General features: G+C 65.2%; 14 protein-coding genes and 1 tRNA gene. 8 read left to right on the forward strand and 7 right to left on the reverse strand.

The window, feature by feature from the left end; genetic code table 11:
• The first annotated feature begins 118 nt into the window (after positions 1-118).
• Both csrA and ACZK4H_RS08610 read left to right on the forward strand, forming a co-directional pair.
• Positions 119-322, forward strand: a complete 204-nt coding sequence (gene csrA, locus ACZK4H_RS08605; RefSeq protein ID WP_004152909.1) for a carbon storage regulator CsrA — start codon at positions 119-121, stop codon at positions 320-322.
• Positions 323-400: 78 nt separating this feature from the next.
• A tRNA-Ser gene (locus tag ACZK4H_RS08610) sits at positions 401-493 on the forward strand.
• 119 nt (positions 494-612) lie between these two features.
• On the opposite strand, the gene ACZK4H_RS08615 is transcribed toward ACZK4H_RS08610, so the two are convergent.
• The gene (locus tag ACZK4H_RS08615) at positions 613-2,943 is read right to left on the reverse strand and encodes a TonB-dependent receptor (RefSeq protein WP_197577832.1); all 2,331 of its coding nucleotides are present in this window, start codon (positions 2,941-2,943) and stop codon (positions 613-615) included.
• Between the two features lie 139 nt (positions 2,944-3,082).
• Between ACZK4H_RS08615 and ACZK4H_RS08620 the strand changes: the two genes are divergently transcribed.
• Positions 3,083-4,018 (forward strand): helix-turn-helix transcriptional regulator, encoded by a 936-nt coding sequence (locus ACZK4H_RS08620; RefSeq protein WP_099554319.1) that lies wholly within the window; start codon positions 3,083-3,085, stop codon positions 4,016-4,018.
• Positions 4,019-4,129: 111 nt separating this feature from the next.
• Entirely contained in the window at positions 4,130-6,301 is a 2,172-nt protein-coding gene (gene fauA / locus ACZK4H_RS08625; RefSeq protein WP_099554317.1) for a TonB-dependent alcaligin siderophore receptor FauA, read from the forward strand.
• Positions 6,302-6,318: 17 nt separating this feature from the next.
• Here fauA and ACZK4H_RS08630 read toward each other — a convergent pair whose 3' ends face one another.
• The 4 genes from ACZK4H_RS08630 to ACZK4H_RS08645 all read right to left on the reverse strand — a co-directional run bounded on the left by ACZK4H_RS08630 (position 6,319) and on the right by ACZK4H_RS08645 (position 12,390).
• Positions 6,319-7,425 carry a YdcF family protein gene (locus ACZK4H_RS08630; RefSeq protein ID WP_099554314.1) on the reverse strand — a complete coding sequence of 369 codons (1,107 nt, stop codon included), beginning with the start codon at positions 7,423-7,425 and terminating at the stop codon, positions 6,319-6,321.
• On the reverse strand, positions 7,425-9,920 hold the full coding sequence (locus tag ACZK4H_RS08635; RefSeq protein WP_099554312.1) for a TonB-dependent receptor: 2,496 nt from the start codon (positions 9,918-9,920) through the stop codon (positions 7,425-7,427). Before ACZK4H_RS08635 ends, ACZK4H_RS08630 begins: the two co-directional genes overlap by 1 nt.
• 86 nt (positions 9,921-10,006) lie before the next feature.
• A complete protein-coding gene (locus ACZK4H_RS08640; RefSeq protein WP_099554310.1) occupies positions 10,007-11,164 on the reverse strand; it encodes an ROK family protein in 1,158 nt (385 codons plus the stop codon).
• Positions 11,161-12,390, reverse strand: a complete 1,230-nt coding sequence (locus ACZK4H_RS08645; protein ID WP_099554308.1) for an MFS transporter — start codon at positions 12,388-12,390, stop codon at positions 11,161-11,163. Before ACZK4H_RS08645 ends, ACZK4H_RS08640 begins: the two co-directional genes overlap by 4 nt.
• Before the next feature lie 191 nt (positions 12,391-12,581).
• Between ACZK4H_RS08645 and ACZK4H_RS08650 the strand changes: the two genes are divergently transcribed.
• Positions 12,582-13,064: a LuxR family transcriptional regulator gene (locus tag ACZK4H_RS08650; protein ID WP_099554306.1), complete on the forward strand. Its 483-nt coding sequence runs from the start codon at positions 12,582-12,584 to the stop codon at positions 13,062-13,064.
• Between the two features lie 51 nt (positions 13,065-13,115).
• Here the strand turns inward: ACZK4H_RS08650 and aceE are convergent, their stop codons facing one another.
• Together aceE and ACZK4H_RS08660 are read right to left on the reverse strand one after the other, a co-directional pair.
• Positions 13,116-15,788, reverse strand: a complete 2,673-nt coding sequence (gene aceE / locus ACZK4H_RS08655; RefSeq protein WP_099554304.1) for a pyruvate dehydrogenase (acetyl-transferring), homodimeric type — start codon at positions 15,786-15,788, stop codon at positions 13,116-13,118.
• Positions 15,789-16,033: 245 nt separating this feature from the next.
• On the reverse strand, positions 16,034-16,432 hold the full coding sequence (locus ACZK4H_RS08660; protein ID WP_099554302.1) for a hypothetical protein: 399 nt from the start codon (positions 16,430-16,432) through the stop codon (positions 16,034-16,036).
• 38 nt (positions 16,433-16,470) lie between these two features.
• On the opposite strand from ACZK4H_RS08660, the gene ACZK4H_RS08665 reads away from it, so the two are divergent.
• From ACZK4H_RS08665 to ACZK4H_RS08675, 3 genes are all read left to right on the forward strand, one after another.
• The gene (locus ACZK4H_RS08665) at positions 16,471-16,986 is read left to right on the forward strand and encodes an RNA polymerase sigma factor (protein WP_072166673.1); all 516 of its coding nucleotides are present in this window, start codon (positions 16,471-16,473) and stop codon (positions 16,984-16,986) included.
• Complete coding sequence (locus ACZK4H_RS08670) at positions 16,983-18,005, forward strand: FecR family protein (RefSeq protein ID WP_099554300.1); 1,023 nt, start codon at positions 16,983-16,985, stop codon at positions 18,003-18,005. Before ACZK4H_RS08665 ends, ACZK4H_RS08670 begins: the two co-directional genes overlap by 4 nt.
• Before the next feature lie 141 nt (positions 18,006-18,146).
• On the forward strand, positions 18,147-21,080 hold the full coding sequence (locus tag ACZK4H_RS08675; RefSeq protein ID WP_099554298.1) for a TonB-dependent receptor: 2,934 nt from the start codon (positions 18,147-18,149) through the stop codon (positions 21,078-21,080).
• Positions 21,081-21,082: the final 2 nt, after the last annotated feature.

Below are 21,082 nucleotides of genomic sequence, written 5' to 3' on the forward strand. Positions count from 1 at the left end.
GCGGGACGGCTGACGGTACCATTGCGAATCTTTTCCCTTTGTCGTGGTAGCGCTTCTTGACGGAGCGTCAAGCCGGTGGGGGATACCCTTCCACACGGTTCCATGGAGACTTACAAAAATGTTGATCCTGACTCGCCGCGTCGGCGAAACCCTGATGATCGGTGACTCGGTGAGCGTCACCGTGCTTGGCGTCAAGGGTAACCAGGTGCGTATCGGCATCACCGCGCCGAAGGACGTCGCTGTGCATCGCGAAGAGATCTATCAGCGCATCCAGCGCGGTGACGAAGCCGGTGGCACCGGTAGCGAAAATTCTGCCGAATAACGCTTTACCTTCGCACTCGATTAACGTTATGATTCACGCCCCGCTGAGGTGCAACGCACCAGACGCGGAGAAAACCCCGGAGTGATGCCCGAGTGGCCGAAGGGGCTCCCCTGCTAAGGGAGTATAGGGTCAAAAGCTCTATCGAGGGTTCGAATCCCTCTCACTCCGCCAGATACAAAGAAGCGCCTGCAGATCCTCGATCTGCAGGCGTTTTTCTTTATGGTGACACTCATTGCCGGTGCGCCATCCACTGATCAGAGATCAATGGATGGCGCTTCGGATGCCCCGGCTCAGAGCCTTACCGTCACACCCAACTGGAAACCACGCCCCGGCAACGGCGCGATGTATTTCAGCGGCGAGTTGTGCGGGCGTGCTTCTTCATTGAGCAGATTGCTGCCGTTGACGAACACCTCCATGCCGGCGATGTAGCTGTTGCGTACCGGCAGCTCACGACTGACCTGCAGGTCCACCAGGTTGAAGGCATCCAGTGGCACTTCCTCGCTGACATTGCGGCCGAGGTACTTCTGCGTGTCGTAGTAGGTGCTGGACAGCTGCGCCTTCCAGCCCTCCCGTTGCCACTGCAGGTTGGCGCCGTAGCGATTGGTCGGCATGTTCGGCAGGTACTCGCCGTCATTGTGGGCACGCAACGAGTCGGGGTGATCGGCCTTGTTCTTCACCAGGTCGGCGAAGGCGGACACGTTCAACGTGCCGTAGCGGCCCAGGTCCAATGCCTGCGAGGCATCGATCTCGAAGCCCTTCACCGTGGTGTCGGTCTGTTTCCAGTACTTCAGCGGCAGGCGGTTGGCGGTCTGCACTCCCGAGTAACCCAGGTATAGATAGTTCTCGTACTTCATCCGGTAGGCGGTGGCCGACAGTTCGAAACCACCGAGGTGGAACAGGCCGGTCAGTTCCAGGTTCTTCGCGCGTTCCGGCTCGAGGTTCTGGTTGCCTTCTTCCTGGGTCATCACCGAATAGTGAGCATTGCTCGCATACAACTCGTTGATCTCCGGTGCGCGCTGCGACGACGAGTAGCTCACCTTTGCGGCGAACAACGGACCGAGCTCGGCATACGATCCCAGGCTGTAGCTGTTGAGCCGGTAGTCGCGGTCCTGCAGTTTCGTGTTGGCGGCATTGCGTGCGGTCTTGAAGCGGCTTGGCTGCAGGTCATGGTCAACGCGCTCGTGGCGCACGCCAGCGTCGAAACTGGCCCAGCCGAAGTCCAGCGTCTCCTTCAGGAACACCGCGTTGCTGCGGGTGTCGACGTCAGGCAGGTAGCGCAGCGAGCCGCTGCCGGTGACATCACGCGACTGATGGCTGAAGCCCAGCAGGCCGCTGAGCGGACCGAGGCGCTGATGGCTGAGCAGCAGCGCGGCCTGGGTGCTCTCGAAATCGTAGTCGTTGGCCCGGGTGGCACCCAGCCGCTCGCCCGAGGTGTTGTCCAGCTTGGAGACTCGCAGTTCGGCGCGCTCGAACCACGGCAGCGGATCGCGCAGCAGGGCTTCCAGGGCGTAGCGTTCCTGCTTGATCACCACACCCACAGGCAGCCCGTTGGCATAGTTGGAACCGAACGACAGGTTCTGCATCGAGAACCCCGGCACGCCGTACTCGCTGTCCTTGGCATCGATGCTGACACCCACGTAACCCCGCTCGAAGAACAGGGTCGACCCGAACGCCACCTGCGAATTGCGCGCGTAGCTGTTGCCCAACCGGTGATGGTAATCGGGCGTCACGTCGTTGTTGATCTGCTTCTGCACGTACGACGGCGTGCCAGCGACATAGGCAGGATTGACCGGATTGATATAGGTACGGCGCTGCCAGACCGAGGTCGGGTTGTTGGTGAAGAACGAGAAATCACCATCGGCCCAGTCCGGATTCTCGGTCATGAACTGGTCGATGTAGGGCTGCGAGGCCTTGTTGTAGATCTGCTGCACGCGCGCTTCCTTCTGGCAGCTGTCGGCCAGCGCCGAGTTGACGCCGCCGGTAGGCGGGAACAGTCGGGTGTTGCAGGCACTGGCCTTGCTGTTGCCGGGGATGTCGTAGTGCGAGATGCGCTGTCGCGAGACCAGCAGGTTGGTCGAGAGGTTGCGCTGGTTGTTGAAGTTCATGCGGAAGCCCTGCGCGTCGGCGGCATTGAAGCCCTTGCGCAGGACCAGTTCCATCGACTGGTCCTTGTCTTCCATGCTGCGCGAGATCAGGCCCGGATCGATCTCCACGCTGCCGCCGATCGCGTTGCCGCCGTAGCGCACGGTGTCGGAAGACTTGTTGACGGTGACACTGCGTACGAACAGCGGATCGAACGGGATGTTGATGTCGCCGCTGATCGCGTTCATGCCGAGGATGGACTGGCCGTCCTGCAGGATCTGCACGCGGTTGCCGCTGAGGCTGCGGATGACCGGCGCGCCGGCATTCGGCCCGAACGCGCTGCTCTGCACGCCGGAGACGTGTTCGAGCAGGTTGCCCAGGGTGCGGTTCTGCGCCTGCGGGTTGTCGACGGTGACCCGGCTGTCGATGCGCGAGGGCTGGGTGGCCTCGACCCGGAGGGCGGGTAGGGTGGGTTCGTCCGCGGCCTGGGCGGAGTGGACGGCGAACAGAATGGCAGCAGTAAGCAGGTGGCGACGCATGGCACGATCCGTGAAAATGATGTGAAATGTTATAACGTAACTATTTGTATCGACAAGGGTGGAATGGGCCTTGCGGCAAGGGCTGGATATGAGAATGGTTCGCATATGAAAATGCAGGACGATCCCGCCTGGTCCCATCATGCTCAACCTCACCCTTGCCGACCTCGATCGCCTGGGCCGCAGCAGCGGCTTCCGCTATCGCCTGCCTGCGCTGGCCGCCGATCTGCCGGGTGAACAGTGCGTGGTGCAGGGCAGGGTGGAGCAGCGTCGCCTGCGCCCGGGCATGACCCTGGCGCTGTCGGACGTGATCGCCCATCAGCCGTTCGAGGCAAACGCGGAGTCGCCGCCGGCCTTCTCGGTGATCGTGATGCTGGAGGGACGTGCAGGGGCGCGGTTGGCCGGGCAGGCGGTGATCGGCATGAGCCCGGGTGCAGGCGCGATGGTGCTGGCCGAGGCGGCGCCGATGACCGCGATTCATCCCGCAGGGCAGCGGATGCGCAGCCTGAATGTCTCGTTGGACGCGCCCGACGGGATTGACGACCCGATGATCAGCGAGCTGCTGTCCACCGCCCACCGCACCGGTCACCCGCGGTTGCGTGGTTGGCAGGTCCCGGGGCACCTCGAGCACGCCGCCGACCAGCTGCTGTCGGGCAGCTGGCACGGGGCGATGCATGCACTGCTGTGCGAGAGTATCGGCCTGCAGATGCTGGCCCTGGCGCTGGGCGCACCTGCGCGGGAGGCATCGCCGGACCTGCGTGTTTCAGCGCGTGATCGCCGCATGCTGCAGCGGGTGATGGATTGCCTGGAGGCGGCTCCGGCCGCCGACCATTGCCTGGAGGATCTGGCGCGCCTGGCCTGCATGAGCCCAAGCAGCCTGCGCCTGAAGTTCCAGCAGGTGTACCAGTGCTCGGTGTTCGGCTGGCTGCGCGAGCACCGCCTGCAACTGGCCTGCGAGCAGCTGCGGCAGGGCTGCAGCGTGCAGCAGGCCGCGCATCTGGTCGGCTACCGGCATGCCACGAATTTCGCGACCGCATTCCGTGCGCGCTACGGCATCGCGCCCAGCCAGCTGCGCTGACCCCGGATCAGCGCCGGCAGCGCGCATACATCTGCTGCGTTAGGGCATACGTGTGCTCACGCTCAAATGACAATAATTCTCATCCAGCCTTTCCCTCCTGCTGGATCTCCCATGCCCGCCTGTATCCGCCCGCGCGCCCTGGCAACCGCCATCGGCACGACCCTGGCGCTGTTCAATACTGCCCACAGCGCCGAGCGCGCCCCTGCTGCGAAGACCTCGCAGCTGCCCACCGTGCAGGTCACGGCCGACCTCGATGGCAGCACCGAAACCTCGCGTTCCTACACCACCGATTCCATGGGCACGGCGACGGGGCTGTCGCTGACCTCGCGGCAGACGCCGCAGTCGGTCAGCGTCATCACCCGCCAGCAGATCGAGGATCGTGGCCTGCTCAGCACCGCCGATGCGCTGGCCACCGCTCCGGGCATTTCGGTCACGCGCAGTGATGCCAACCGTTACTCATTCTCGGCACGCGGCTTCGATATCGACAACTACCAGTTCGATGGCGTGGTGATGCCGGTGCTGTCGCCATGGAACTTCGGCGAGAACAATCTGGACATGGTGGTGTACGACCGCATCGAGATCGTGCGCGGTGCCAATGGCCTGATGACCGGTGCCGGTAATCCGTCGGCTGCGGTGAACCATGTGCGCAAGCGCCCGCTGCGTGATTTTGCTGCCAGTGGCGGCATCAGCCTCGGCAGCTGGGACGCGCGCCGCGCCTGGGTGGATGTGTCCAGCCCGTTGAGCCGGGAAGGGCGCGTGCGTGGTCGTGTGGTCGCCGCGCAGGCAGAGGGCGACAGCTACACCGCTGGCCTGGACAGCACCGCGAAGACGCTCTACGGCGTGGTCAGCGTGGACCTGGGCGAGGACACCGGATTGATCGCCGGTATCTCTTACCAGGCCAACGACAATCGTGGCTTCGGCAGCGGCTTCGCGCTGTTCAACGCCGATGGCACGCGTACCCGCTTCGACCGCTCGGTATCGGCCACCGCGCCGTGGGCACGGATGACCACCGACACCCGCAATGGCTTCTTCGATTTCAACCATCGCTTCGGCAACGACTGGCAGGCGCGCGTGTCCTACAGCCGCTCGCATACCGACATGGAGATGAAGCATCTCTACCGGGGCGGCTATCCCGATCCGGTTACCGGCGCCATGCCTGCAGGCAACAGCTTCACCCGCTACGACGGGCCGGTGCGCCGCGAGGCGGTCAGTGTCAGCCTGACCGGTCCCTTCCAGCTGTTCGGCCGCCATCACACGGCGTCCGTCGGCTGGTCGCGTTCACGCGACGAGATCGCACTGGGGCAGTACCGCGCACTGGCGCCGCTGCCGCCGTTGGCCAGCTACCTGGACTGGCACGGACCCGGTACGCCGGAGCCGGTGTGGGCCAGCAACAAGACCCAGGCCGATGATCTGGACAATCATCAGAGCGGTGCCTATGCGGTGGCGCGGTTGTCGCTGGCCGATCCGCTGCATGTGATCGTCGGTGGCCGCCTGAGCAACTGGGAGACCGACCAGGTCTACTTTGGCAGCAAGCGCAAATACCGCTACCGCAACGAGTTCGTGCCGTATGCCGGTGTGGTCTGGGACCTCAACGGCTACAGCAGCGTCTACGCCAGCTATACCGGTATCTTCAAGCCGCAGAACAACCGGAATGAGTCCGGGCAGATCCTCGACCCGGTCAGCGGCCGCAGCTATGAGCTGGGCCTCAAGGGCAGCTGGCTGCAGGAGCGCTTGAATGCGTCGGCGGCGCTGTTCCGCACCCAGCAGGACAACCTCGCCGAGGCCACCGGTGGCCTGGTCGAAGGCAGCACGCAGGCGGCCTACCGCGCGGTGAAGGGCGCAACCGTGGACGGCCTGGAACTGGAACTGGCCGGCGAACCATTGCCGGGTTGGAGCCTTGGCACCAGCTTCACCACCTTCATCGCGCAGGACGCGCAGGGCAGGGCGATCAACACCGCCAAGCCGCGCAGCCTGTTCAAGCTGTTCACTACCTGGCGGCTGCCGGGTACCTGGGACCGGCTGACCATCGGCGGTGGCGTGGACTGGCAGAACCGCATGTACCAGACCGCCACCGCGCCCGGAAATCGCCGGGTGCCGGTGCAGCAGCCCAGCTACGCACTGGTGAACCTGATGGCGCGCTACCAGTTCAGTTCCAATGTGTCGGCGGCGGTCAACATCAACAACCTGTTTGACCGCCACTACTACTCGCAGATCGGCTTCTACAACCAGGGCTGGTACGGGGCACCGCGAAACGTGATGTTCACGGTGAAGGTTGGCTATTGAGGATGCCGTCGCGCGGGTCAGGGATCCAGCGGATCCATCGGGTCGATGCGCAGCGATTCGGGAGCCGGCACAAACGGGATCGCGTAGGGCGAAACGCGTGAACCGACCTTGCCCGGAACGTAACCCAGTTCATGGCGGTTGCGCTCGCTGAAGGCGCTGCTGGCGACTGAGTCGATATGCGATGGACTGCTGACCACCAGTGCCGGTTGCCGCGGCGGTGCCTGCAGGGCCGTCAGCAACCGGGCTGCATTGCGCAGGTTGGTGGTGGTGTGGCGGGCATACGGCTCGATGATGATGGCATCTGCGGGAATGCCGAAGCGTGCCATCAGCGCCTCGCGCATCTGCACCGCTTCGACGCTGCGGGTGCCGCGCGGATGTACCGCACCACCCGAGACGATGAGGAAGGGCGCATCACCTGCCGCGTAGCGCTGCGCGGCCGCCTTCAGGCGCAGCTTGCTGCCGGCGCTGAGCGGGGTGGTCAGTTCATCCGGTCCCTGGCCAAGAACGATGATCGCGCTGTACGGATAAGCATTCCAATCGAGCTGCCGCGCACGCGCAAACGGCGCGGCGTTCGTCCCGGCGCTGATGGGCTCGAAGCGGATCGCATCGAGGCGGTCATTGGCATCGAGCAGGCCCACCGCCACCGCGATGCTGCGATCGAAGGCGGTGTAGGCCGCGCTGGCGTCCACCTCGCTCATCTGCATGGCAATGGCAACATCGCCGACCAGCCGCGTGCTGCCTGCCGCGCCGACCGGGCCGTCGATGGCGTCGTAGCGGGACGGCTGGCCCTGGCCATAGACGGAGAGAATATTGTTGAGGCCGGCCAGTTCCCGTTCGATGGCCTCGGCGTGCGCGGGAGCCGCGGCGGTCAACAGGCCTGCCTGCGCGGGCGTCCAGCGAGCGGACGCGAGCGTGCAGGTGGCGGTCCGGCAGCGGGCCAGCTGCTGCGTACGTTCGGCCAGGAGGGCGCGCGCATCATCGGGCAGCGTATCGGGCTTCAACTGCATGAGGGTCGGGAACAAGCGTGCGGCAAGCGCGGCGCTGTCGCGGTCGTCGGCCACCGCCGCAAGCGGCAGCGCTGCCGTGGCGAGCAGGACAAGGGACAAGGCAAGTCGTCGATGCATCACCAGCTCCTGCTGACCATCAGGCGGACGTTGCGGCCGAACAGCGGCCGCCCATAGATGGCCTCGGCCGAACCCTGTCCGGCGAGGGCATCGGTGCGGGTGTTGCCTTCGGTGAGTCCCTTTTCATTGGTGAGGTTGTCGCCCACCAGCTGTGCGCCCCAGTTGCCACGCTTCCATGAAATGCCCAGGCCGAGGGTCTGGTAGGCGGGCAGCGCTGTCTGGTTGAACAGATCAACATAGGATTTGCCGACCACGTCATAACGCAGCCAGGTCTCGAACTGGTCCTGGCCATGCTGGAAACTGAAGGTCGGGCGGAGGTTGCCGTAGAGCTTGGGCTCGCGAACGATCTGCTTGCCGTTGACGGCAGCCGGATCGGCGCCGGAATCGTTCTGCAGGCTGTCGTACTGCGGATCGCTGACCGTGATCGAGCCGGCGATGCTGAACCAGTCCAGCGGCCGGAACAGCCCATCCAGTTCGATGCCCTTGGAGACGGCGGTACCGATGAACGGCACCGACTGGTCATTGCGGCCGGTTGTCGGGTTGAAGGCCACGAACGAGGCGTTGAGCGGATCGAACTTCGTGTAGAACGCCGTCAGGTACAGGTAGGACCGGCCGAATCCGGCCTTCAGGCCCAGCTCGTACTGGTCCAGCTGGGTCTGCACGATGGTGGGATCGATCGAGCGTGCCACTGACGAGTTGGGAACGATCTCCATGTGCGAGACGCGGGCGTAAGCACCCACCGAAGGGGTGAAATCGAAGTTCGCACCCACGGTCCAATTGGTCGCGGACGGATCCAGGCGATGGTTCTGGACCACGCCGGTGAACCGGCGCGTGGTGTTGTCGGCCAGTGTGTTGCGGTCGCCGAGGTCGACCTGGGCGGTCTGCTCTGCGTAGCCTTCATAGCGATAGCGTTCATGGCGGATACCAGCGTCGAGCTTGAAGCGGTCCGTCAGTGCCCACGTGTCATTGGCATACACCGCGAACATGCGGGCATCGACCTTGCCGCGATTCAGGGTGGTGGTGTAACGCAGCGTGCCCTTGTCGGTCACATAGCCCAGCGGGGTGCCATCGTTGCCGTAGGCCACCAGATCCAGCAGGCGTGGCTTGCCGCGCATCTCCATCAGCATGTCCTGGTACAGGCTGAAGGCCGTGGTGCCGAAGAAGGCGGTGTACGCGCCGATGTTCAGATCGTGGCTGCCCCAGGCCGTTTCAAACAACCGCGTCGCACTGAAGTCCGCCTGGCCGGAGTAGAAGTCCGAATCTGCGGCCCGGTACTGGGCCGAGATTACCAGGCCGGAGTCGGCATAGGGATCGTAGGCACTCGTTCCGTTGCTGCCGGCCAGGGCGTAGCCCATCCGCGCGACGCCGGCACCGAAGGCGGAACGGGCCGCGCCCAGATAGCCGTTGGCGAAGGTGCGTGCGTCGACCGGGTTGGTGGTCGAGTACAGTGCGTCGAAGGTGTTGCGACCCTTGGTGTAGCCGGCTTTCAGCGAGATCGTCCAGTCGCTGGCGGTATTCTCGTACTGGAAGCCGATGTTGCCGAAGCGCATGTGCCGGCCATCAGCCAGGTCGCGGTTCATGCCCTGCAGGACGCCGCCGCCATCGAGGTACTTCAGGTTCACACTGCGCAGCGACGGCGAGTTCAGCGTACCGTCGAAGTAGTCGATATACGGGTCCAGCGGAACGCTGGGATTGCGCGGATCGGCGACCGGGATCGGCAGGTAGAACGTATTGTGGTCATCGACGAAGGTGCCGCTGACCTTGAACCAGCTGGTGTCATCGAAGTAGTGCTTGATGTTGCCCCTGATCTGCCCGCCCTTGTCGTTCGGGAAGCCATTGTCGCGGTAGCCATCGTGCTGGCGCAGGAATCCACCGACTGCATAGAAGGTGTCCTTGCCGAGGGCGCCGGACTGGTACATCTCGCCGCGGTACAGCCCGGTGTCACCGACGGTCAGCTGGGCCTTGCCGTGGGTCTCTTCCGAGCCCTCGGCCAGGATGTTGTTGACGATGGCGCCGCCACTGCTTGCATAGATCGGCGCCGGGCCACCACGTACGATCTCCACCCGCTGGTTCATCACGTCGAACCGGTTCATGCCGTCGCCGGAGTTGAAGAAGTGGCCATCCAGCTCCTGGTAGAGCGGCAGGCCGTCCTGCTGGAAGGCGATGAAGCCACGATCGGTGGGAATGCCGCGCAGCCGGGTGATGTTCTGCACCTCGCCGCCGGTGGCCTCGACATGGATGCCGGGCACGGACCCGAGCAGGTCGGCGTAGCTTTTCGGTGCGAGCTTCTGCACATCTTCGCGGCTGAGTGAATTGACCGCGAAGGACGCATCGAAACGACGCTGGGTGCGTGCTGCACCGGTGACCACCACCGCATCCAGCGTTGCGGCGTCGGCGCTGTCCTTGTTCTGGACCGGGGCGTCCTGCGCAGAAGCATTGCCGTGCAGGGATATCAAGGCCAGGGAGATTCCCAGGACCAGGGGGCTGATGTTCATCGGAGGGCGGCCATGCAGGGAAGGGGGACCGCTGCACGGTAGGTCCGGGCGATGACGGAATTGTTTACTTCGGCGGAAATAAACAATTAAACGCTGGCATCGGCGCCCAGCTGGTGGATCGGCAGCAGCGCCGCGCCCACCGATACTGCGGATCCTCCCAGCCGGGACACATGCACCTGCGGCAGGCGCAGGCTGTCCAGCGCACTGCTCCAGCGTGCTGGCTGCTGCAGGTGTTGCCCCAGGGCTTCCAGTACCTGGCGGGGCAGTGAACCGGACAGGATCACGGCGCCGGGATCGAGCCAGGCGACGCCGGTATTGGCCGCTGCGCCCAGCTGGTTGCCCGCGCGTTCGGCCCAGGCGCTGATGATGCCGGTATGGCTTTCCAGGCAGGCCTCCAGCTCGAACAGCGATGGAATTCCAGCGCCGGCCTCGCGCAACGTGGCCAGCAGGTCGATGCCCGAGGGGCGCGGCGCGTCCATGCGGAACAGGCGGCCGATGTCGCCGGCATTGCCGAATTCACCGCGCATCACATCACGCCGATGGATCACGCCACCGCCCACGCCATGGCCGACATACAGCAGCAGCGCCGAAGCGCAGTCGCGGATCAGCCCGCTGTCGTAGTACTCCGCCAGCGCCGCCAGGGTTGCATCGTTCTCCACCCAGACCGGAAAGCCAAAGTAGTCTTCAAAGAACTGGTCGTTGTCGATATCGCGCCAGCCATGCAGCCAGTCCACCGCGTGCCGGCGTGCCGGACCGGTTTCGACCACGGGCCCGGGGACCGCCACGCCGAGGCCGAGGAAACGGGCGCGCATGAGCCCGGTGCTGCTGGTGAGGCTGCGCAGGCGCTGGTCCACGCAATAGACGAAATCGTGGGGATCTGCGCTGTCGAACGCGGTGGCATCACGGGCGATGACCTGGCCGGCGAAGTCCACCAGTGCGATCTCCAGCCAACCGGGATGCACCGTGGCACCGGCGGCATAGCCGCCCCGACCGGACAGCGCCAGTGGCACCGACGGACGGCCACGCTGGCCATCGGACAGTTGTCCCTGTTCCTCGATCACTTCCAGCATCAGCAGTTCACGCGCCAGGCGGGTCAACGCGCCGTTGTGCATGCCCAGCTGGTGGGCGATGGTGATGCGGGGAACGGCGCCCATCGTGCGCAACAGCCAGATGATGCGCTTGTGGTCGGCATCCAGCGCGATCAGCGGCTTGCGGCGCAGCCGCGATGTCGGGGCCAGGTTCACGGGCGCAGGCCCTCGGTACGTGCTGGCGGGATGGGCCAGGCCAATGCGGCCAGCGAAAGCAGGCTGCCGATGGCGACCAGCGAGACCAGGGTGGCCGCGGTGCCCGGATCGCCCGCCTGTATACCGGGCAGCACTTCGCCCAGCAGCAAGGAAGAGGCCGCGATGGATAGCTTCATGGTTCCGGTGAGCAGTGCAAAACAGCTGAGGTCATCGTCGCGTCCGCTATGGGCGGCATGGCGATGGGCGATCAGCGCGGTGCGTCGCCACAGTACCAGGCCGACGCTGGCCACTGCCGTCCCATGGATGGCGGCACATGCAATCGCGACAGGCGTGGAGGGGATGGCCAGGTACCCGCCAACGGCGGCGACGGCAAGCACCGACATCAGCGCGAGCATCCCGGTCTCGCTGTGCAGCCTTGAACGCAGGCGCAGGCAGAGCCAGGGGGCAACCACCATGCCCGCCACCATCGCGAAGGTCAGTGCTGCCCCGTGTTCAGCGAAAGGGAACAGGCGCCCGGCCAGACCCACCAGCGCAGTCTCCGCCGCTGCGGCCAGCAGAACCGGCAGCAGTGCCGGCAGGGGCAGGGCAACAGCAGCGGGCATCCCGGTTGCGGAGGGCCGTGGCGGTGTTGCGACGCAGGCCAGGGGAAGCGCAGCGGCCGCGATCAGCACGCCGATGATCATGCAGATCAACAACGCGTTGCCACTGCCCTGGGACGCAGGAGGACCGACCACGCTGAACAACGCCGCGGCAATGCACAGCTTGGAAATGGGCACCACCACGGCGCGCGTGGAGACATAGCGCATGGCCTCGTCCTCGTCACGGGGCAGCAACGAAGTCAGTGCGTTCTGCGCCACGTCGTAGACCGCATAGCAGGTACGGAACAGCAACGATGCGACCAGCAATGGCAGGAAGGTGGGCCCGGCTGCGCTGTGCGGGCTGAATAGCAGGCAGGCGCTGGCGGCCGTGCCGAGCCCGCCGATGAGCTGCAGGCGCAGGGCGAGGCGCTGCTGGTTGCGCAGGCGGGTGAACACGGCGGCCAGCAGCAGATCGAGCAGGCTGCTGTAGGCCAATGAAATGGCCAGCAGCAGGCCGGTGTGGGCCGCCGGCAGCCCCAGGCGGGCGTGCAGGTAGTAGCCCAGCACCAGATCCACGAACGACCAGACCAGGGTGCGGGCAAAGTGGCCGGCGGCATAGAGGTGCCGTGGCGAGGGCTGCGTGTTCAACGCCGTGTAATGGGGGGAAGAGCCGGAGATGCTGGATCGTTCTACTACCCCTGTGTGACATGGCCCTGACATGGCGCGTGGCCGGGCGTTCAGCAAGTGGCTTGCACCCCCTGCCGCAGGCGCGCAGCATTCGCCCTGCTGCCCCCCATCACGCGTCACGCAGCGCTTTCTTCACTGGAACGGAGCAACGTATGAAACTGTTGTCCGCTGTGTTGTTGTCTGTGCTTTCGCTCTCCGCCGTTCCGGCGCTGGCAGTGGAAGCTTCGCCCTCACCGCTGCTGGGGCGCTGGTCGCTGGATATCGCCACGTCTGCGCTACCCGAAGCGCAGCGCCCAAAGCACGTGGTGCTGGAGTTCAAGGACGCCGGTGCGGGTCGTTGGAGTTCACACGTGGACATCGTCCTGCACGACGGCAAGACCATGAAGTCCGACGGCACGCTGGCGCTGGACGGCACGCCGGGGCCCTTGTCCGGCACCTACGGCGCGGACAAGGCCAACCTGAAACTGCCGGCGCCGAACACCCTGGTGATGCAGTTGGTGGACCATGGCACGCCAGCGTCCACCCGCATCTACACCGTAGCGGCCGACCGCACGACGATGACCGAGACCAAGGCGTTCTACAGCCATGACGGTACACCGATCCTGCAGACCAACCTGTTCAAGCGGATACCCTAGCGGTTCCGTCCGCACCACGCCCGCACAGCGGGCGTGGTGAACTCAGCAGCCTTACACCGCAGCCGGATCGCGCTTGCCGGTGTCGATGCCGTACCTGGCGATGGCCTCCTGCATCCGCGAACGCTCGACGCGACCTTCATCGGCCAGCGTCTTCAACGCTGCCAGCACGATGAAATGACGGTCCACTTCGAAGAACGTGCGCAGCGATTCACGCGTGTCGGAACGGCCGAAGCCATCGGTGCCGAGTGCGGTGAAGCGGCGGTCGTTGATGAAGGGGCGGATCTGGTCGCCGACGATCTTCATGTAGTCGGTGGCCACCACCACCGGGCCTTCATGGCCCTGCAGGCACTGCTGCACGTAGGGTACGCGCGGCTGCTCGGCCGGATGCAGCAGGTTCCAGCGTTCGGCGGCCAGGCCATCGCGGCGCAGTTCAGTCAGGCTGGTCGCGCTCCACACATCGCTGGCGATGCAGAAGTCCTGCTGCAGCAGTTCTGCCGCGGCTTCCACTTCGCGCAGGATCGAGCCGGCGCCCATCAGCTGCACGCGTGGCTGCGAGGCGGCATCGGCGGCTGCCGGGTGCAGCAGGTAGAGGCCCTTCAGGATGCCGGTCTCGGCGCCTTCGGGCAGTGCCGGCTGCGGGTAGTTCTCGTTGAGTACGGTGATGTAGTAGTAGATGTCATCCTGGTCGACATACATGCGGCGCAGGCCGTCATGGATGATCACCGCCAGCTCGTAGTTGTAGGTCGGGTCGTAGGACACGCAGCTGGGAATCACCGACGACAGCACGTGGCTGTGGCCGTCATCGTGCTGCAGGCCTTCGCCCATCAGCGTGGTGCGGCCCGACGTGGCACCGAGCAGGAAGCCGCGGGTACGCGCATCGGCAGCGGCCCAGGCCAGGTCACCGACGCGCTGCAGGCCGAACATCGAATAGAAGATGTAGAACGGAATCGTCGCCAGGCCGTGGTTGCTGTAGGCGGTGCCGGCGGCGATCCACGAACAGATCGCACCGGATTCATTGATGCCTTCCTGCAGGATCTGGCCGTCCTTGGCTTCCTTGTAATAGCTCAGCTGGCCGGCGTCCTGCGGGGTGTACAGCTGGCCCAGGTAAGAGTGGATGCCGATCTGGCGGAACAGGCCTTCCATGCCGAAGGTGCGCGATTCATCGGGCACGATCGGAATCACCAGCTTGCCCAGTTCCGGATCCTTCAACAGGCTGGTGAGGATGCGCACGAAGCCCATGGTGGTGGACTGGCCGCGATCACCACTGCCCTGCAGCTGGGTGTTGAAGATCGACAGTGGTGGCAGCGGCAGGGGATCGACCCTGGCCAGGCGCGCTGGCAACTGCCCACCCTGGATGCGGCGGCGCTCGGCGAAGTAGGCCGCCTCGGCGCTGCCCGGTTCCGGGCGCAGGTAGGGCATCTCCTCCAGCTGGTCGTCGCTGACCGGCAGGTTGAAGCGGTCACGGAAGGCACGCACCGCGTCGGCGCTCATCTTCTTCAGCTGGTGGTTGATGTTCTGGCCTTCGCCGGCTTCGCCCATGCCGAAACCCTTGACCGTCTTGGCCAGGATCACGGTGGGCCGGCCGCTGGTGTTCACTGCCTGCTGGTAGGCGGCGAAGACCTTCTGTGGATCATGGCCACCACGCGCCAGCGCCCAGATATCGTCGTCGCTCATGTGCGCGACCAGCTCCAGCAGCTCGGGGTAGCGACCGAAGAAGTGTTCGCGCACGTAGGCGCCGCTCTGCGACTTGAAGGTCTGGTAGTCGCCGTCCACGCACTCCATCATGCGCTGGCGCAGCAGGCCGCTGTGGTCGCGGGCCAGCAGGTCGTCCCAGCCGCTGCCCCAGATCAGCTTGATCACGTTCCAGCCGGCCGCGCGGAAGGTGCCTTCCAGTTCCTGAATGACCTTGGCGTTGCCGCGTACCGGCCCGTCCAGGCGTTGCAGGTTGCAGTTGACCACGAACACGATGTTGTCCAGCCGCTCGCGGCCGGCCAGGGAAATTGCCGCCAGCGATTCGGGCTGGTCCATTTCGCCGTCGCCGAGGAAGGCCCAGACCCTGCGGCCCTGGTGCTCTTTCAGGCCGCGGTATTCCAGGTAACGCATGTAGCGCGCCTGGTAGGCGGCGGTCAGCGGGCCCAGCCCCATCGACACGGTGGGGAACTGCCAGAACTCCGGCATCAGGCGTGGGTGCGGATACGAGGACAGGCCTTCGCGGCCGGCTTCGCGGCGGAAGTTGTCCATCCGTGCCGGATCGATGCGGCCTTCCACGTAGGCGCGGCCATAGATGCCCGGCGCCGAATGGCCCTGGATGTAGATCATGTCGCCGTCGAAGGTGTCGGTGCGGCCACGGAAGAAGTGATCGAAGCCCACGTCGTACAGCACCGCTGCCGACTGGTAGGTAGCGATGTGGCCGCCGACGTTGGAATGCTTGCCGGCACGCAGCACCATCACCATCGCGTTCCAGCGGATCATCGCGTTCAGGCGGCGCTCGATGGCCAGGTCGCCCGGGTAGGCCGGCTGGCGCTCGGGCGGGATGGTGTTGACGTAGGCGGTCCAGGCACGGGTATGCAGGTCGCCGTGCTGCTGCGCGTCCAGATCGCTCAGCTGGTCGATCAGGTAGTGCGCGCGCGGCCGGCCGCCGGCCTGCATCACCGCCTCCAGCGATTCACGCCATTCCTGGGTTTCCAGTGGATCGGTATCGAAGGGAATGAGGGCTTGGTTCATGACTGTCTCCAGAGGGCGCCGGTCGGACTTCTGCCTGGGCGACAACACCGGCAGGGCGCACAGCACTGGAGCGGGGTCGCAACGGCGGGGGCCGTGACGCGAAGGGCGACCGTGGCGGCCACCGAGAAGACAAGCGTAGGCCTGCCCCCCACGCTTCGGTAGGCGTGCAGGGCTTGGGTCTCTGGCAAGCAAGGGTTGGTGCCGCGCGTCGTATCAAGGGCGGATGCGCTGGGCGCGGCCGCCGATCAGGCCGGGGACAGCCCAGGCAGGAACACCGGGATGATCGCCACGCCGACGCCCAGCAGGCACCAGGCGACGATGGGCAACCAGCGCGCCAGGCGTTGGGCGGGTTCCGATGCACGGCGGCCGCCGATCCACAGCAGCAGCGTGAGCACACCTAGCGCATAGGCGAGGACGACGATCACCGGATGCACATGGATGACCCGGCTGGGCGGCCACATCTGCTGCTGGTAGGCGGTGGTGTGGGCGACCAGCAGCAGGAACAGCAGGCTGCTGAGGGTGTTGATGGCGGTGCGTGCGTTGATGGGAGCACTCCTTGTGCGGGCTGCCGGGACATCGCAGGGGCCGCATTCTAGCGGCTGCCTGCTGGCTGTTGAAACGCCACTGTCATCGATGGCGGTCACCCTGCGGGGCTTTCCAGCCTCGGGGTGGTTGGCCGGCCGTGAACAGCGTGAGGATCTGGGAGAAGAGCTACGAACTGCGGCGCCGGCTGCTGCGTGGCTTCTTCCTGCGTCGCGGTTCGGCCAGCGAGGATGCCGAAGACCTGGCGCAGGAGGTCTATCTTCGCCTGCTGCGCAGCACCGGCGAAGATGCCGATGCGGTCGAGAACCCGGAAGCCTACCTGTTCACCGTGGCGGCCAATCTGGCGCGCGAGCACGCGCGCGCGCGGTCGTCGCTGCCGCCGCTGGAAGACGTCGACCTGCTGGCCGAAGTGCTGAAAAGCGAAGAAGACATCGAAGGCGAATTCGAGCGTGCGCAGCGCTGGAACGATATCCGCAGCACCATCGCACGACTGCCGGCAACCACGCGGCGGGTGATGGAGCTGCACTACCGCGACGGGCTGGACTGCCCGGGAATCAGCCAGCAGCTGCAGGTGTCGGTGCACATGGTGCGCAAGCACATCGGCAAGGGTCTGGAGGCCTGCAGGAAGGCGCTGGGCGCCAGGGAGCTCACATGAACCGGAATTCATCGCCCGTGGCCGACGACACGATCGCCTGCGAGGCCATGGACTGGTTCCTGCGCAATCGCGAGGGGCCGTTGGATGAGGCCGGGCGCGTCGCGTTCCTGGACTGGATGAAGCGCTCGCCGGAGCATGTGCGCGCCTACATGCGCGCCCTCGCGCTTCACCGGCAGGTCGGTGAGGCGCTGCAATCGCCGTTGGCTGACGAGGCGGCGGTTCCACCGCGGCAGATCGCCGCCAAGGTGGTGCCGCTGTTCGGTAGCGTGCACGCGCCGCCGCGCGCTGTGCCGCGTCGCGGTCGTGCGCGCTGGTGGGTGGCGGCTGCCGCAGCCTGTATCACCCTGCTCGGCGTGGGCCTGGTTCCGCAGGTGGCGCCCACCGAGCAGCTTTACAGTGCCGGACAGGGTGAACTTCGCGACCTGGTGCTGCCCGACCAGACCCAGGTGCGGCTCAACGCGGACAGCCGCCTGCGGGTACGCATGGGCTGGTTCAGCCGCAAGGTGGAGCTGCTGCAGGGGGAGGCCACGTTCGACATCGCCCGCGACCGCCGTCCGTTCGAGGTGCAGGTGAACGGCCTGGAGATCCGGGACATCGGCACGGTATTCGATGTGTCGCGACGGCTGCAGAGCACGCGCATCGGCGTGGTCTCCGGCGAGGTGGAGGTATGGAGCCAGGGTGCGGACGCCCGGCGTCTTGCGCAGCTGGGCGAAGGCCGGGTGGTGCAGGTCGACGCGCGCAGCCATGCGGTCGAGTCATTGGACCTGCCATTGTCGATGCTGCTGGATTGGCAGCAGCGCAAAGTGTCCTTCCTCGACGAGCGGCTGGACGAGGTGGCCGCTGCCTTCAACCGGCACAACCAGGTGCAGGTGCGCGTGCTGGACGAAGGCGCGGCATCGGCACGGTTGTCGGGCAGTCTCGATGCGCATCGCATCGGTGCGCTGCAGGCCTTCCTCGAACGCGACCCGCGTTTCGTGGTGAAGCGCGAAGGCGGCACCGTGCGGGTTGGCAGTCGCTGAAGCCGACGTGGCCGTTGACTGTCAGAAAAAATTCATCGAATCCGCGTTCTCCACTTCGGTGGATGCGGGCTCTTACTTGGGAGAAGCCGCTGCCGAGCCACGCAGCGGCGCCTGCTGCCTTCTCTCTTCCAAGGACCCGTGATGCGCAACACGCTCTACCTGTCGATCATTCTCGCCCTGTCTCCCTGCAGCGTGCCGCTGGCCTTCGCCGCCGGTGCCGATGGCCTGGAGGCGCGTGTATCCACGCCGATCGCGGCGCAGCCGTTGGCGCGTGCGCTGGAGCAGTTGTCGCGCAGTTCCGGGGTGCAGTTCCTGTACTCGGCCGGCGGTGATGCCCGCATGGCCGGTGCGGTGCCGCGCGGTGCCACCGTCAGGCAGGCGCTGGACGCGCTGCTGGCAGGGACCGGCCTGGGTTACACCGTGGTCGATGGCAATGTCATCGCCATCGATCCGGCACCCGTAAGCAACGCGCCGAAGCCGGCCGCGCCGAAGCCGCGCGAGGCCGAGGCGGTGGTGGCGCCGACCCTGGATACGGTGAAGGTGATTGCTGCACATGAGGTCATCGACCAGAAGAAGTCGTCGCCGGTGATCAAGGATTCGGTGGTCTACGACGAAATGGACAGCTACGGCGACGAGACACTGGCCGAGAGCCTGATGGCCGCTCCAGGCCTGAGTGCGGTAGAGGATGCCGGCGAGCCACGTTACGTGACCGTGCGCGGCGTGCAGGCCAACCTCAACTACACCACCATCGATGGCATCGCGATTGCCAGCGTGGGAGGCAGTGGCTCCGGTGAGCGCATGAACAACCTGCAGCTGATTCCCAGCGACATCGGCACCCGTACCGACATCTACAAGAGCTTCAGTGCGGAGCAGGCACCGGATGCGATCGGCGGCGTGATCGACATCATCAGCCGCAGTGCCTTCGACCGGTCGGGCAAGTACGTGTTTGCCGATGTGGCAGGCATCTATTCCACCGCCGAGACCAACGTCGAGCGCAGCGCAGGCGGCAACCACGAGACCCGGGGCCACTTCGGCAAGAGCGCCAAGATGGTGTTCTCCAACCAGTTCGGCGTCGACCAGGAGTTCGGCATCGTTGCGGTGGCACGCTATGAGCAGCGTTCACGCAACAGCGTCAAGCGCTGGGTGGAGTCGAACTACTACTACAACGACGCTGGCAAATACCTCACCGACGGTACCACCGGTCCGGACGAGGCCAAGGGCTGGAACGGGCTGCGTGCGCCTGGCAACTTCAGCACCGGCACCTATACCAACTTCATCACCAACTTCGGTGGCTCCGCCAAGCTTGAGTGGAAGCCCTCGGATGATCCGTTCTACGCATCGCTGCTGCTGTACTCGTACCGGTTCTACGAGAACTCGACGATGAACAAGACTGATCTGTACGGCAACGCCAAGTTTCCGATCCGCAACCAGACCGAGGACAGCGGCACGACCCAGATCAACAGCATCTACATCAAGAACCGCCACGACCGCTGGGACCGCAGCAACCGTGGCGCCATCGCCAGCTTCAACTGGGACATGGGCGACCGTTCGCGGCTGACCCTGCGTGGCGGCCATACCGAAGAAACCTTCCACAACAACCAGGTCTACTGGGGCGTGCGCGCCTACCCAAGCAATCTGTTCGTCGACTACGAGAACGACAGTCACGGGTTCCCCAACGCGGTGGCGGTTTCCGATTCCAGCCTGCTGACCAGCTCGGCGTTCAAGCTCAACCCCGCGCAGGCCTATGTCTCCCCGCGCGATGCCAAGGAGAGCATCGACAACCTGCGCGCCGACTTCAGCTACAACATCGACGCCGATGCGCGTGGCTTTGGCCTGGCCACCGGTGCCGAATACCGCCACCTGAAGATCTGGCAGGACATCGACTTCGATTACTTCAAGAGCAGTGCCACGCTCAACGATTACCTGTATCCGGGTTCGACGCTGCTGGGCAGCGTGCCGGGCTTCCCGCTGATCGACAACCGCAAGTGGAACGAGGAACTGCTGCCGAAACTGGGCAGCAACAATGCGGCGTATCCAAATGCCAACTTCACCAGCGACTACAAGTACGTGGAGGACATCACCAATGCCTATGTATCCGCGCACTATGCCTGGGACCGGCTGCTGCTGATCGGCGGCCTGCGCTACGACCACACCCGCTTCGATGCCTACAGCCCATTCAGCGATGATGGCGGCACTACCTATACCTCCGCCTTCCGCAACACGAGCGGTGGCTACAACAACCTGCTGCCTTCGTTGAATGCGACGTTCAAGCTGAGCGAGGACCAGCGCCTGCGCTTCTCCGCCAGCCGCACGCTGGGCCGGCCGACGCCGAGCAACATCGCCCAGGCCACCAGCACCAGCTGTGGCGATGACGAGGAGGGCAGGGGCTTCTGCACCATCAAGCAGGGCAATGCCGACCTGCAGCCACGCCGTTCCACCAACATCGACCTGGCGTGGGACCTGTATTTCAACGGCAACAACGGCCTGGTCTCGGTGGCGCTGTTCGACAAGGTGATCAAGGACGACATCTACACCCTGACCACCTTCGAGAACGTGGGCGATACCCGCTACCGGGTGACCCAGCCGATGAACACCGATGAGTCCACGCTGCGCGGCGTCGAGTTCGCGGTGGCCAACCGCAACCTGCAGTGGGGCCGCCAGCGTTTCGACATGTACTTCAACGCCACGCGGCTGGAAGGCCAGACCAACTACCGCATCACTGATGGCACCGAGCGCCGCCTGGACCGCCTGCTGTACCAGCCGGACTGGTCGCTCAACGGCTCGGTGATCTGGCGCATGCCGTGGAAGAGCGCGCAGCTGCGCCTGTCCGGCACTTACCGCAGCCGGATGCTGGTCGACTTCGGCGACACCCAGTGGCTGGATTCGTACTACGACCCGTACATGACCTTCAACATGGGCTTCAGCCACAAGGTCAGCAAGCACGTGACGCTGAAGTACGAGGCCAAGAACCTGTTCAATACCCAGCCGACCTACAGCACCGGCCCGAACGGGCGCTTCCGTACCGAGATCGACGACTACGGCCGCTTCTTCTACTTCCACATCATCTACAACTGAGG

This window comes from Stenotrophomonas sp. 78350_Sma (assembly GCF_056482105.1).

Bases quoted from the DNA above. Each gene is read 5' to 3' on its own strand.
- ACZK4H_RS08615 (WP_197577832.1), bottom strand. From the start codon at position 2,943: ATGCGTCGCCACCTGCTTACTGCTGCCATTCTGTTCGCCGTCCACTCC.
- ACZK4H_RS08630 (WP_099554314.1), bottom strand. From the start codon at position 7,425: ATGCATCGACGACTTGCCTTGTCCCTTGTCCTGCTCGCCACGGCAGCG.
- ACZK4H_RS08635 (WP_099554312.1), bottom strand. From the start codon at position 9,920: ATGAACATCAGCCCCCTGGTCCTGGGAATCTCCCTGGCCTTGATATCC.
- ACZK4H_RS08675 (WP_099554298.1), top strand. From the start codon at position 18,147: ATGCGCAACACGCTCTACCTGTCGATCATTCTCGCCCTGTCTCCCTGC.
- fauA (WP_099554317.1), top strand. From the start codon at position 4,130: ATGCCCGCCTGTATCCGCCCGCGCGCCCTGGCAACCGCCATCGGCACG.
- aceE (WP_099554304.1), bottom strand. From the start codon at position 15,788: ATGAACCAAGCCCTCATTCCCTTCGATACCGATCCACTGGAAACCCAG.
- csrA (WP_004152909.1), top strand. From the start codon at position 119: ATGTTGATCCTGACTCGCCGCGTCGGCGAAACCCTGATGATCGGTGAC.
- ACZK4H_RS08650 (WP_099554306.1), top strand. From the start codon at position 12,582: ATGAAACTGTTGTCCGCTGTGTTGTTGTCTGTGCTTTCGCTCTCCGCC.
- ACZK4H_RS08670 (WP_099554300.1), top strand. From the start codon at position 16,983: ATGAACCGGAATTCATCGCCCGTGGCCGACGACACGATCGCCTGCGAG.
- ACZK4H_RS08620 (WP_099554319.1), top strand. From the start codon at position 3,083: ATGCTCAACCTCACCCTTGCCGACCTCGATCGCCTGGGCCGCAGCAGC.